This window comes from Mycobacterium sp. NGS45, from assembly GCF_059812645.1.
In genome coordinates this window covers 15,287-28,205 of sequence record NZ_JCALDB010000019.1, presented here as the reverse complement: position 1 = coordinate 28,205, position 12,919 = coordinate 15,287, and the positions used below count along the sequence as shown (strand labels likewise).

Annotated in this window: 12 protein-coding genes; 3 read left to right on the top strand and 9 right to left on the bottom strand. The window is 67.6% G+C overall.

The features are described from left to right. The 7 genes from AC5Y3P_RS16920 to AC5Y3P_RS16890 are packed head-to-tail and all read right to left on the bottom strand — an operon-like array spanning position 1 to position 6,580. Positions 1-1,113, bottom strand: a complete 1,113-nt coding sequence (locus AC5Y3P_RS16920) for an MCE family protein (protein WP_500047082.1) — start codon at positions 1,111-1,113, stop codon at positions 1-3. Next, positions 1,110-2,165: an MCE family protein gene (locus AC5Y3P_RS16915; protein WP_500047081.1), complete on the bottom strand. Its 1,056-nt coding sequence runs from the start codon at positions 2,163-2,165 to the stop codon at positions 1,110-1,112. Before AC5Y3P_RS16915 ends, AC5Y3P_RS16920 begins: the two co-directional genes overlap by 4 nt. Then, positions 2,162-2,338 carry a hypothetical protein gene (locus tag AC5Y3P_RS16910; RefSeq protein WP_500047080.1) on the bottom strand — a complete coding sequence of 59 codons (177 nt, stop codon included), beginning with the start codon at positions 2,336-2,338 and terminating at the stop codon, positions 2,162-2,164. The genes AC5Y3P_RS16915 and AC5Y3P_RS16910 overlap by 4 nt, the downstream gene beginning before the upstream one ends. Continuing rightward, complete coding sequence (locus AC5Y3P_RS16905) at positions 2,338-3,384, bottom strand: MCE family protein (protein WP_500047079.1); 1,047 nt, start codon at positions 3,382-3,384, stop codon at positions 2,338-2,340. The genes AC5Y3P_RS16910 and AC5Y3P_RS16905 overlap by 1 nt, the downstream gene beginning before the upstream one ends. Further along, entirely contained in the window at positions 3,381-4,913 is a 1,533-nt protein-coding gene (locus tag AC5Y3P_RS16900; RefSeq protein WP_500047078.1) for an MCE family protein, read from the bottom strand. The genes AC5Y3P_RS16905 and AC5Y3P_RS16900 overlap by 4 nt, the downstream gene beginning before the upstream one ends. Further along, on the bottom strand, positions 4,914-5,771 hold the full coding sequence (locus AC5Y3P_RS16895; RefSeq protein WP_500047077.1) for an MlaE family ABC transporter permease: 858 nt from the start codon (positions 5,769-5,771) through the stop codon (positions 4,914-4,916). It lies immediately after the preceding gene. Further along, entirely contained in the window at positions 5,768-6,580 is an 813-nt protein-coding gene (locus AC5Y3P_RS16890) for an MlaE family ABC transporter permease (protein ID WP_500047076.1), read from the bottom strand. Before AC5Y3P_RS16890 ends, AC5Y3P_RS16895 begins: the two co-directional genes overlap by 4 nt. A gap of 289 nt (positions 6,581-6,869) precedes the next feature. Between AC5Y3P_RS16890 and AC5Y3P_RS16885 the strand changes: the two genes are divergently transcribed. Then, positions 6,870-8,108, top strand: a complete 1,239-nt coding sequence (locus tag AC5Y3P_RS16885; protein ID WP_500047075.1) for a TetR/AcrR family transcriptional regulator — start codon at positions 6,870-6,872, stop codon at positions 8,106-8,108. Between the two features lie 36 nt (positions 8,109-8,144). Here the strand turns inward: AC5Y3P_RS16885 and AC5Y3P_RS16880 are convergent, their stop codons facing one another. Both AC5Y3P_RS16880 and menJ read right to left on the bottom strand, forming a co-directional pair. Next, positions 8,145-9,557 (bottom strand): IS4 family transposase, encoded by a 1,413-nt coding sequence (locus AC5Y3P_RS16880; protein WP_500047074.1) that lies wholly within the window; start codon positions 9,555-9,557, stop codon positions 8,145-8,147. A gap of 127 nt (positions 9,558-9,684) precedes the next feature. After that, positions 9,685-10,905, bottom strand: a complete 1,221-nt coding sequence (menJ, locus tag AC5Y3P_RS16875; RefSeq protein WP_500047144.1) for a menaquinone reductase MenJ — start codon at positions 10,903-10,905, stop codon at positions 9,685-9,687. Positions 10,906-10,938: 33 nt separating this feature from the next. Between menJ and grcC1 the strand changes: the two genes are divergently transcribed. Both grcC1 and htpX read left to right on the top strand, forming a co-directional pair. Then, complete coding sequence (gene grcC1 / locus AC5Y3P_RS16870) at positions 10,939-11,946, top strand: nonaprenyl/(2E,6E)-farnesyl/geranylgeranyl diphosphat synthase (protein WP_500047073.1); 1,008 nt, start codon at positions 10,939-10,941, stop codon at positions 11,944-11,946. A 73-nt stretch (positions 11,947-12,019) separates the two neighbouring features. Next, positions 12,020-12,919 carry a zinc metalloprotease HtpX gene (gene htpX, locus AC5Y3P_RS16865; RefSeq protein ID WP_500047072.1) on the top strand — a complete coding sequence of 300 codons (900 nt, stop codon included), beginning with the start codon at positions 12,020-12,022 and terminating at the stop codon, positions 12,917-12,919.

Sequence of the window (12,919 nt, the reverse complement as noted above, 5' to 3'; positions counted from 1 at the left end):
TTACCTCGGGTACCGCGGGTTTGCCGGCGGGATCAGGCCGGTGATGGCGCTCATGATCCCGAGCGGATCGGAGCGGCTGATCGGATACGAGACCGGGTTGACGATGCCCAGACCGGCGCAGATCGCCCAGTTGTTGCGTTCGCAGAAGTTGTGCGCGGCGGCGAACTGGCTCAGGTTCGACGACACGTTGAGCCGGATCCGGCCGCGCCGGTCCGGGCCGATGGTGTTGCCCAGGTTCTGCATCATCAGCGGTACCAGATCCATGAACTCGGCCAGGTCGGGTTGGTGCTGAACCAGGACGTCGCCGACCGCGTTCAGGTTCTCGGCCACCGCACCGAGATCACCGCCCTGTTCCTCGGCGACGACCGAAACTTCGTCCAGCAGCGTCTTGAGGTCGTTGACCGCGGTGGTCACGTCCAGGTTCTGATCCGCCCAGGCGTCGCCGAGCGCGCCGAGTTCGGTGACCATCTGGTTCAGCGACACCTGCCGCTGGTTGAACGCGGTCATCATGGTGGTGAGGTTCGCAACCACCGCGTCGATGTCGGCACCGCGCGCGTCGAGCACACCGGTGGCCGAGCTCAGGTTGCGGATCGCGGAATTGAACTGGGTGCCTTGCCCGTTCCACTGGTTGGCGGCCTGGGTGAGCAGCGCGGACAGGTCGCCCTGCTCGGGGCCGAGCGCCGAGGACAACGTGCTCAAGCTGCTCAGCATGGAGTCGAAAGTGATCGGCGCGTGCGTCTTCTCCACCGGGATGACCTGATCCTGTTGCAGCAGTGGGCCGCTGCCGGTGTAGGCCGGGCCGAGGTCGACGCTGCGGTCGCTGATCAAGGCCGGGCTCAGGATGTAGGCGTTGACGTCGGCGGGCAGCTGCACGTCGGCGGGCACCGACATGCTGACCCGGACCGTCTGGCCTTCCGGCTGCACGCTGGTCACCCGGCCCACCGGCACCCCGAGCACACTGACCTTGCTGCCCGGGTAGATGCCGTTGATGTAGCTGAACTGCGCGTGCAGCGTGGTGGCGTTGTCGGTGCGGCCGAACACGTACCAGCCGCCGGCGCCGATGAACAGCGCCAGGATCACCGACATCGTGATCGCCCGGGTGCGGCTTTTCATCGGCACTCCCGCTGAATGTTCAACGCGCACAGCATGTTGTCCGGCATCACCAGGCTCGGCGAATTGACGTCGGCCCAGTTGCCGTTGCCGGTGGCGTTGGTGATCGCGCGGATGGCCGGCGGCAGCTTGCGCAGGGTCTCGTCGATGGTGCCGGCGTTGGTCTTCAGCGTGGCAGTGACCTTGGTCAGTTTGGTGATCACCTCGCTGAACTCGGCGCGCTTGTCGGCGTAGACCGTCGACATCTGGTGCAGCACGGATTCCAGGTTGGTGACCAGCTGTCCGAGGGCCTGGCGGCGGCTGCTCAGGCTGGCGATGATCTGGCTGGCGTTGGACGCGGTATCGGCGACGGTGTCGTTCTGGGCCACCAGCATGTCGGTCAGCGACCGCGAGACCCGCAGCAGCTCATCGAGTTTGGCTCCGTTGTCGGCGAACACGCTGCTGGCGCTGCTCATCCCGGCCAGCGCGGCCCGCAGGTCGGCGTTGTCGTCGGGAATGGACTCGGTGACGGTGCGCATGGCCTGGGTCAGCGCGTCCTGGTCCACTCCGGTGGCGGCGTCCTGGGCCTCGCGGCCCACCTCGTCGAGGCTGTAGGGGACCGTGGTGCGCGACAGCGGGATCACCCGCGGGGCATCGGGATCCAGGGTTCCGGCCGGCATGACGTCGAGGAACCGCTTGCCCAGCACGGTGCGCAATCGCACCGTGGCGGTGGTCTGGTTGCCCAAGGGCTGCCCGCTGTCGAGCCGGAAGTCGATCCGGACCCGGTCGCCGGCGAGGTTGACCGACTCGATCTGCCCGGCCGGGACACCGGCCACGTACACCGGGTCACCGCTGGTGAGTCCGCTGGCGTTGGCCATCTCGGCGCTGTAGTCGTCGGTGCGCACGTGATACCAGGCCCGCGGCAGGGCCACCGCGATCACCATCACCGCGATCAGCGCGGTGGTGCCGATGGTGCCCAGCGCCAACGGCACCGCGGGGTTGTACCTGCGCTGCTTGGAGAACAGGAACATCACCGCGCCGACGACCAGGTCGATCAGCTTGACCAGGAACATCATTGGGCTGCACCCACCCAGGTGGCGATCAGGATGGCCCCGAACACGACCAACAGGGCCAGCGTCAGCACGCACATGATGGCGGTGACGCGCAGCGCACGAGCGCCGGGTGCGGCGATGGCCGTCGCGATGATCACGATCCGGTCGATCAGCTTGACCAGGAACATCAGGAACATTAGAGACACACCTCGGAATGCCGGCTGCCGAAGATGTTCGCCTCGTGCTTGGCGATCTTCAGCGTGAAATTGCACAGATACAGGCTGACGAATCCGCCGTAGCTGGTGGAGCGGTCGATCGCATCGGCGAACTTCGGCAGCTTCTGCACCAGTTCGGTGAACTCCGGGGTGGCGCCGTCCCAGGCGCCGAGCAACGCGTTGAGGTCGGTGATGGCCGCGCCGTAGGCCTGGCCGGACTCGTTGACCGTGGCCGCCAGCGTGGCCAGCACCGCATTGCCCTGATCCAGCAGCAGATCCAGCTGGCCGTTCGGTCCGGTGACCGCGGTGGTCAGCCGCTGCAAACCGGCCAGCATCTGCTCGAGTTCGGGCTGCCGGGTCTGCACGGACTTCATCAGGGTGGACATGTTGGTCACCAGCGTGTTGAAGATCTCTTGGTTGTGATCCATCGACGTGGTCATGGTGGCGATCTGCGCCAGCAAGGTGGTGACGGTTTGGCTTTGGCCGCCGAAGGTTTCGACGAACCCTCGGGTCAGCGCGTTGACCTGGGCGGGCTCCAGGGCGTCGAACAGCGGTTTGAACCCGTTGAACAGTGCGGTCAAGTCGACTGCGGGTGCGGTCTGGGCCAGCGGGATGACGCCGCCGTCGGCGAGCAGCTGCGCCGGTGGATCGGTGGAGACCTCCTTGATCGCGCCGGTCGGATCGGACAGCGCGATGTAGCGCGCGCCCAGCATGTCGCCGTAGCGGACCGCGGCGGTGACGTTGGTGGACAACGTGTAGCTGGTCTTGACCTCCAGCCCGACGTCGGCGCGGGCAGTCCCATTTCCGTTGTCGGCGAACCTGATCGAGTCGACGCGGCCGATCCGGATGCCGTTCATCATGACCGGGTTGCCGACGTTGAGTCCCTCGACGCTGCTGAACTGCGCGACGTAGCTGTTGGTGGCCCCGCGCACCGGGACCGACAGCGTGTTCACCACGAACACCCCGCACATCAACCCGATGGCGCAGAACAGGCCCATCTTCATCCAGTGCTGCCAGGTCAGGGTCATGCCACCCGCACCTCCGTACCGCGCACCAGGGGTCCGAGCATCACCACGGTGGCGATGTTCGGTGGGGTGTCGGCGTCGACCGGGCCGGACTGTCCGAGCACCTGCTGTTGCAGCAGGGCCAGGGCGTGGGCTTCCCGGTCACCACCGACGACCGCTGAGGCGCCGTTGATCTCGGCAGGGAAGTCCGCGTCCGGTGCAGTCGGGACCGGGGTCGGTGCAGCCGGGGCGGGTGTAGTCGGGGCCGGGGCCGGGGCCGAGCGGGTCGGGGTGGGCGCCGGTGCTGCCGTCGCCGGGGTGTCTTCGGCGGCGGCCTCGGCGGCCTCGGCCGCGGCGACATCGGCCGGGACCTGCGCGGGGCCAGGCCGGGCCGGCTTGGCCAGTCCGGACGGTCCGCCGGCATGCTGCAGTGGCACCGTCGGCCAGTTGGCGGCCGGGGTCGAGGCGTCCAGCACCGGATGCGGATTGCGGCCGATCGGATCGGAGTCGGCGCAGTGCGCACCGAGGGTCTGGCCGTACAGCGGGCAGTCCGAGGACGAGTAGGGCATCGGTCCGGAGAACGTGGCCACGGCGGTGATGTTGAACTTTCCGGTGGAGAACGTCCGGGTGCCGGCATCGCCGAACTTCTTGGCGCCGGACAGGGTGTCGACCAGGCCCTGCGGATTGGCCGCGGTGGTGGACAGGATCTTGCCGCCGGCACCGACGATGGTGATCAGCTGTTCGTGGTGATCGGCCAGGAACGGCGTCAACAATTCGCTCAACCCGCTCAACGAATCCAGCGCGGCGAACAGGCCCTGGCGGTCGTCGAGCATCCGGTTGGACACCTCGGCGGCCTCCGACAGGGTGCTGATGATGTCCGGGGTGGCGGTGTGCAGTGACTGCATGACCTCGCGGAATTGCGGTGTGGCGTCCAGGAATCGGACCGCCGACGGGGTCAAGGTGGTGGCGACCTCGGACAGGTCGTCGATGGTGGCGCCGATGTCGTCGCCGCGGCCACGCAGGCCCTGGCTGAGGGCGGTGAGCGCGGTCTGCATCTTCTCCGGCTGAATCCGGGAGAACACGTCGACGATCTTGGTGAACACGTCGTACAGCGCCATGGCGTCGGCACTGTCGTCGATCGAGATGGTGGTGCCGGGCTGCAGCGGCTGATCACTGCTGCCGTGCGGACTGTCGGCCAGCTGCAGGTAGATGTCACCGAAGAAGGTGCGCGGCACCACCCGCGCCACCACCGACTCGGGCACCAGCGGCAACGCGTCCTTGTCGATGGCCAAGCGGACCTTGGAAGTCTCGGTGCCCGACTCGATTTCGGCGATCCGGCCGATGTTCACGCCGTGATAGCGGACCGGGGCCTGGGTGTTGATCAGACCCGCGGCCACCGGAATCCCGACGTAGACGTCGTCGACCGGATCCAGATTGCCCGAGGCGCGACCGACCAGCAGCGCGGCCACCACGCCGGCCACCAGCACCGCGCACACCCCGCGCACCGCCAGCCACGGCTTGGCCGGCAACAGTCCTCTGCGTCCGCGCGCCATCTATACGCCCATCCCTGGAATTTCGGGGACCAGGCCCCACAGCGCGAAGGTCAACAACACGTCGAGCACGCCGATCGACAGGATCGCGGTGCGCAGCGCACGCCCGGCGGCCTGACCGACACCGGCCGGGCCACCGGAGGCGAAGTAGCCGTAGGTGCAGTGCACCAGCGCCACCACGATCGCGAACACCACGGCCTTGATCCCGGAATACAGCAGGTCTTGCGGACCCAACGCCAAATGGAAGAAATAGTCGTAGGTTCCGGCGGATGCGCCGTTGAAGAACACCACCACCGTGCGGGTGGACAGGTAGCTGGCCAGCAAGCCGATCATGTAGATCGGGATGACGCAGACGATCGCGGCCAGCACCCGGGTGCCGACCAGAAACGGCACCGACTTGATGCCCATCGCGTCCAGCGCGTCGATCTCATCGGAGATCCGCATCGCGCCGATCTGCGCGGTGAAGCCGGTGCCGACCTTGGCCGCCAACGCGATGGCCACCACCACCGGTGCCAGCTCACGGGTGTTGGCGATCGCGGCCAGCATGCCCGACATGGTGTTCATGCCGACCAGGTCCAGGCCGCGCTGGGTTTCGACGCCCAGCATCATGGCCGCGGCCAGCGACATCGCGAACACGATGCCGATGGTGCCGCCGCCGGACAGCAGGGAGCTGGTGCCGAAGGTGACCTCGCCGACCTGGCCGACGGTGTGCTTGCGGTAGCGAATCAGGGCCTGCGGCAGCGACAGCAGCACCTTGACGTAGAAGGTGACGTGTTGGCCGACGGTGGCCAGGCCGTCGTAGGCCGTGCCGACCGGGGCGGTCAGCTGGCGCAGCTGCGCGGAGTTGGTCAGCGCGGTCATCGGTAGCTCCCGACGGCCGGCACGATCACGGTGTAGAGCGCCGACAGGATGGTGTTGAGGATGAACACCAACGCGAAGGCCATCACCACGGCCTCGTTCACCGAATCGGCCACCCCGCGCGGGCCGCCCTTGGTGTGCAGGCCCTTGAAGGTCGCGACCAAGGTGGCGGTCAGGCCGAACAGCGCGGCCTTGATCAAGGCCATCACGAAGTCCGAGACCCGGCCGTACTGGCTGAAGGTGGCCAGGAAGGTTCCGGCCGGAAGGTGTTGCACCGAAATGTGATACAGGTAGCAGGCCAGCACGCCACCGAAGGTCACCATGGCGCACAGCGCGATCGAGACGATCACCGAGGCGACCAGTCGCGGCGCCACCAGCCGCTCGATCAGGTCCAGCCCCATGACCTCCATGGCGTCGATCTCTTCGCGGATCTTGCGGGACCCCAGATCGGTGCAGATCGCCGACCCGGCGACCCCGGCCATCATCAGCGCGCACACCAGGGCGGCGGCCTGACCGACGATGATGAACGCCACCACCGCGCCGGAGTAGCCACCGGCACCGATCCGGCCGGCCAGTTCACCGACTGAGACCGCGATGAACACGCCGATCGGCATCATCAGCAGCAACGACGGCCCGGTGCAGACCCGGCCGATGAACAGGGTCTGGGTGACCACTTCGTGGATCGACAGCCGGCGGGTCAAGGTCGCGACCACGGCGCTGATCAAAGCTTGCAGCGAGAAGCCGATGACGTAGCCGCCCTGGACCATCAGGTCGCGCAGCGGACCCCGTGGGGCCGGAAGCTCGTAGGTCATCGTGCTCTCTCAAAGTGTTCGGCGGCGCGGGTCCACGCATCACGGCAACCGGTCCGTCGCCCCCCGGCCACGTGTGGAGCATGTCACAACCCCGGACGCGGGCGCAAGGCATAAGTTAACGTTCATTCACGAATCTGACGACATTCTGAAAACACCGTACGCAATCGGTCAGCGGCCTATCATTCGTCGTCGGACGTATTTTTTGTCCGATGATGGCTGGCTGCCTCGAGGCGATAAGCTACTGGCAGTTCCGTGCGTTTCGGGGGGATTCGAGGTTACGGTGACGGATATGTCCACGGTGGATGCCGGGGCGGTCCGGGTGGTCAAACGACGACCCAAGGACCGTAAGGAGCAGATCGCGCGCGCCTCGGCCGAGGCGTTCAGCACGCTGGGCTACCACGCGGTCAGCATGGAGGACATCGCGTCGCGGGTCGGCATCTCGGCGGCCGCGCTGTATCGGCACTCGGCAAGCAAGTATCAGCTGTTCCGCGCCGCGGTGGTGACCCTCGGTCAGGAGCTGGTGGACCGCACCGCGTTCGCCGACGACCTGGTGACCGACGTCGACCCGCAGCGCTGTCTCGACGAACTGGTCGAGGCGCTGATCGACACCTCGATCGCCAACCGCACCTCCGGCGGGCTGTACCGCTGGGAGGGCCGCTTCCTCAACGACGACGATCAAGCCGCGCTGATGGAGCAGATCAAGGTGGTCAACCGCCGGCTGCACCGACCGTTGGCCCGGCTTCGGCCGCAGCTGGATTCGCGCCAGCGCTGGATGCTGTCGTCGGCCACGTTGAGCGTGATCGGCAGCATCGCCGATCACCGGGCCCAGCTTCCGGTGGCCGACATCCGCGAGGTGCTGCTGGGTCTGGTCGGCTCCGTGCTAAGCACCGAATTGCCTTCCGCCTCAGCCGATCCCATCCCGGCCGCGGTTCCCACCGTGCTGCCCGAGTTGGCCAACGCCGACCGTCCGGTGCTCGAAGCCGGCCGCTACGAGGCGTTGCTGCGCGCGTCCATGCAGTTGTTCAGTCGTCAGCACTACCGCGAAACCAGCATGGAACAGATCGCCGCGGCCGTGGGCATGCCGGCGTCCGGCATCTACCGCTACTTCGCCGGCAAGGGCGACATGCTGGCCGCGTCGTTCCGGCGGGCCGCTGACCGCGTCTCCGGTGACATCGCCGAAATCCTTGCCGCAGAACCCGATCCGCGGCACGCCCTGGAGAAGTTGATTGCCGCCTATGTGGCGCGCTCGTTCGACGACCCGGAATTGGCGTTCGTCTACTACACCGAACGGATGAACCTGCCGGCTGCCGATCAGACGATCCTGCACAACGTCCAGGTGTCGACGGTGGAGGCCTGGGTGCGGCTGGTGGTGGCGGCCCAACCCGAAACACCGCCCGAGCGAGCACGTTTCGCCGTACACGCCGCCTTCGCGTTGGTGGTGGACCTGGGTCGAATGGTCGACTACGAGAACACCGAGCGCTCCCGGGCCGGCGTGCGCGCGCTGATGCACGCGGCCCTGCTGGGTTAGCCCCAATGCCGCGCAGTTAAGGTCTGCGGCCTGTTGTCAACCGTCGAGGATTTCGATGGTGATGGTGGTTGTGTAGTTGGTGCGGTCGATGGTGCCTTTGGCTCGGTGTTTGGAGATGGCGCGTTTGACCACTCGGGGGCTCGAGCGTGATCGCCGGGCCGGTAGTGGCTGGTTGAGGACGGCCGCTCCGATGCGGCCGATCAGATCGACAGTCGTCGCGGTGATCGCTGCGGCGGCTTGGATGATCTGGTCGCGGGCGGCTTGCAGGGCGACGGTGAAACTGAGCCGGTCGGGGCTGATGGTGGGGTGGGCCAGGCTGGTATCAGCGATGGCGGTGCGCAGGGCTTGGTAGGTGATGAGCAGTGCGTAGACCTCTTGAGTGATGCCGGCAGGGGTGGCTGCGCGCAGGACTCGTCCGCCCAGCATGGTCGATTTCAGTTCCAGGTAGCTGGTTTCGATTTCCCAGCGTTGGTGGTAGAGATCGACCAGTTCGTCTGCGGGATATTGCTTTTCGTCGAGCAAGGTGGTGACCAGTCGGTAGTGCCCGCAGCGGGTGGGACCACCGGCGAACCGCACGGTGATGGAAGCGTCGATGACGCGCACTGTCGCCGAGCCCATCCGTGCCAGCCATGTGCGGTCCGGCAGGGTTCGGATCGGGGGCAGCACACGGGCGTCTTTGCAGCGGATCAGCAGGTCGGCGTGGGCCGAGGCGATCTGTTCAACCAGGGCGGTGACGGCGAAGTTGCGGTCGGCCAACAGCAGCATGCCGGGTTTGAGGCAGTCCAACAGTTTTGGTGCGTAGGTGGTTTCGCCGACTCCGTAGGCGCCGAACACGGCGTCGATAACGGTACGGGTGCCACAGGCCACGACCGTGAGCATGCGCAGCATCGGATACCCGGACTCGGCATCAGTGCGGCCGGTTTGGCGGCCGAACGCTGCGGCGTTGGCCGCACTGTTGGGGACGAACATCGAGGTGCCGTCGATCGCACAGACCAACAGCCCATGCCAGCGAGCCGCACCGATCGCCGGGCCGCGCAGCAGGGTGAACAAGTCGCGCAGCGGCGCCACGCCGATGCGTCGCAACGCTTGGGACAGCGCCGAGGAGCCCGGTGCGGCCACGGTGGCCGGGTCCAGACCGGCGACCAGCCGAGCCCAGACCTGCTGGTAGCCGATCTCGGCGAATAACGCCCCGGCCAGCAGCACATAGACCACGACCCGCGAGGGCAGTACCCGAACACGGCGCTGCACGCGGCCGGTGTTCTCCAAGGCGGCATCAACGAGATCGGCGGACACGATCCGGGTCAACTCGCCCAGATGACCCGGCGCGAACCGGCCCTCTCGACTCCGTACAGCAGGACAGATGACAGACTGAACAGACAGCGGAACTCCCTGGTGCGATGGTGTCTTTGGACGGACAATCCATCGATACCGGGAGTTCCGCTGTCCCACCTGTATCCCACCCCGGCGTGTCACAATTGCCACACCAGTCACACGGCTAACTGCGCGGCATTGGGGTTAGCCCCGCGATTTCGGTGCGTTGGGGGGCGCCCAGCGCCCCCCAACGCACCGAAATCGCTCAGGAGAACGGTTTGCGGCGGTCGACCAGCCGCGACCCCAGGCCCGCGGTGCGCCAGATCCGTGCGACGGCGTCGACGTCGTCGTCGGTCACCAGGTTGCCCATCACGCGCACCGCGATCCGCATCATCGGCTCCGAGCGCATCGCCAGTGGGCCGGTCAGCGGCAGGAACCGCGGCACGGTCAGCAGCAGTGCCAGCCGCCGCGCCACCGAGAAACCGCGCGCGTAGTGCTCGCGCAGCAGGGCCGGCCAGGCCAGCGACACGTCGGCGGCCGCCAGCAGCTCGGCGGCCAACCGTCCGGTCTCCAGCCCGTAGTCGATGCCTTCGCCGTTGAGCGGGTTCACGCAGGCTGCGGCATCGCCGATGAGCATCCAGTTCGGCCCGGCCACCCCGGACACCGCGCCGCCCATCGGGAGCAGCGCCGAGGACACCGCGCGCGGTTGACCCTGGAAGGACCAGTCGGCGCGTTTCAGGTCGGCGTAGTGCTTGATCAGCGGCCGCAGCGCGACGTCGGCGGGGCGTTTCACGGTGGCCAGCGCACCCACCCCGATGTTCACCTCACCGTTGCCCAGCGGGAAGATCCAGCCGTAGCCGGGCAGCACGGCACCGTCGACCGAACGCAGTTCCAGGTCGGAGTAGATCCACGGATCGTCGGCGCGTGGACTGCGCAGATAGGCCCGCGCGGCCACCCCGTAGACGGTTTCCTGATGCCACTGCCGGCCCAACACCCGACCCAGCGTGGAACGCGCGCCGTCGGCCACGATCAGCTTCTGGCAGCGCACCAGCGCACCGTCGGACAGCACCACGTGGGTGACCCGGCCGGCGGAATCGTACTGCACGTCAACGGCTTTGACCCCGAGCAGCATCTTGGCGCCGGCGGCCTCGGCGGCTTGCCGGATCCGGTCGTCGAGTTCGGTGCGCGGTACCGCCGAACCGGTGGCCGGAAACGACGGTCCCGGCCAGCGCACCTGCACGTGCGAGCCGAAGCCGGACAGCCGCAGCCCGTGGTGCCGGATCTTCTCGTCGAGCCAGCCCCCGAGCCCGAGCCGTTCCAGTTCGGCCACGGCTCGCGGCGTCAGCCCGTCACCGCAGGTCTTGTCGCGTGGGAAGGCCGCCGAATCGATCACCACCACGTCCCGGCCGGCGCGGGCGGCCCAGGCCGCGGCGGCAGAACCGGCAGGTCCGGCTCCGACGACGGCCACGTCGGCGGCGTGGGCGATGTTCGAGTTCACGTTGCCCAGTATGTTGGAACAATGCGGACACCGGCGAGCGTGGTTGCGGGGGTGGACTTCGGCGACGCCGAGTTGGCGCAGAGTGTGCGCGACGACGTCGCGCGCATCGAAGCGCTGATGGAGGCCGAGTTGGGGCGCGCCGACGGCTTGATGTCAGAGGCCGTGCAGCATCTGTTCCGGGCCGGTGGGAAGCGGTTCCGCCCGCTGTTCACGGTGCTGGCGGCCTCACTGGGGCCGCGCCCGGACGCCGACGAGGTCGCGGTGGCCGGCGCGGTGATCGAGATGGTGCACCTGGCCACCCTGTATCACGACGACGTGATGGACGACGCCCAGATGCGGCGGGGGGCGCCCAGCGCCAACGCTCGCTGGAGCAACAACATCGCGATCCTGGCCGGGGACTACCTGTTCGCGACGGCCTCGCGGCTGGTGTCGCAGTTGGGGCCGGAGGCGGTGCTGGTGATCGCCGACACCTTCGCCGAGCTGGTCACCGGGCAGATGCGCGAGACCCGCGGTCCCGGCCAGGACGTCGACCCGATCGACCACTACCTGAAGGTGATCTACGAGAAGACCGGTTGTCTGATCGCCGCGTCCGGCCGGTTCGGCGCGACGTTCTCCGGTGCGGACGCCGATCAGGTCGAACGGTTGGCCCGGCTCGGCGGCATCGTCGGGACGGTGTTCCAGATCTCCGACGACATCATCGACATCGACAGCGAACCGGATGAGTCCGGCAAGCTGCCCGGCACCGATCTGCGCGAGGGCGTGCACACGCTGCCGGTGCTCTACGCGCTGCGGGAGTCCGGTCCGGATGCCGAGCGGCTGCGCGAGCTGCTGGTGGGGCCGGTCGAGGACGACGACGTCGTCGCCGAGGCGTTGACCCTGCTGCGTCGCTCGCCGGGGATGGCGCGGGCCAAGGCCACCGTGCGGGACTACGCCGAGCAGGCCCGCGCCGAGCTGGTCCAGTTGCCGGACCTGCCGGGCCGCCGAGCGTTGGCCTCGCTGCTCGACTACACCGTCAACCGGCACGGATAACCGGCATTGCGGAACTTGCCTGCGAGCTCTGGCGTTTAATCAGCTGGCGAGCCATTTTCCGAGGAGGACGCTGATGACCTGGCACCCGACCGGCAACCGGATCAAGACCTTCGTGCTGTTGATCGGTTTCACCGCGCTGATCGGGCTGGTCGGCGCACTGTTCGCCAGCGCCACCGGCAACACCATCTGGATCTGGGGGGCACTGGTGCTGGCCCTGGCCACCAACGCCTACACCTACTTCAACAGCGACAAGTTGGCACTGCGGGCCATGCAGGCCCAGCCGGTCTCGGAGGTGCAGGCACCGGAGATCTACCGGATCGTGCGCGAGCTGGCCACCACCGCGGGCCAACAGATGCCGCGGCTGTACGTGTCGAACACCAGCAATCCGAATGCGTTTGCCACCGGCCGCAATCCGCGCAACGCCGCGGTCTGTGTGACGACCGGGATCCTGCATCTGCTCGACGAGCGGGAACTGCGCGCGGTGTTGGCGCACGAACTCTCGCACGTCTACAACCGCGACATCCTGATTTCGTGTGTGGCCGGTGCGATGGCGTCGGTGATCACCTCGCTGGCCAACTTCGCGTTCTTCGCCGGCATGCTCGGCGGCGGCAACCGGCAGGGCGGCGGCGGAAATGTGTTCGCGCTGCTGCTGATCCAGCTGTTGGGGCCGATCGCGGCGACGCTGGTGCGGATGGCGGTGTCGCGTTCGCGGGAGTACCAGGCCGACCAGTCCGGTGCCGAATTGTCCGGTGACCCGCTGGCGTTGGCTTCGGCGTTGCGCAAGATCTCCGGCGGTGTGCAGCAGGCGCCGCTGCCGCCGGATCCCAAGCTGGCCGACCAGGCGCACCTGATGATCGCCAGCCCGTTCCGGGCCGGGGAGAGGCTCGGCAAGTTGTTCTCCACGCACCCGCCGATCCCGGACCGGATCAAGCGGCTCGAGGACATGGCCGGGCGTGGCCCGGGACACTACTGA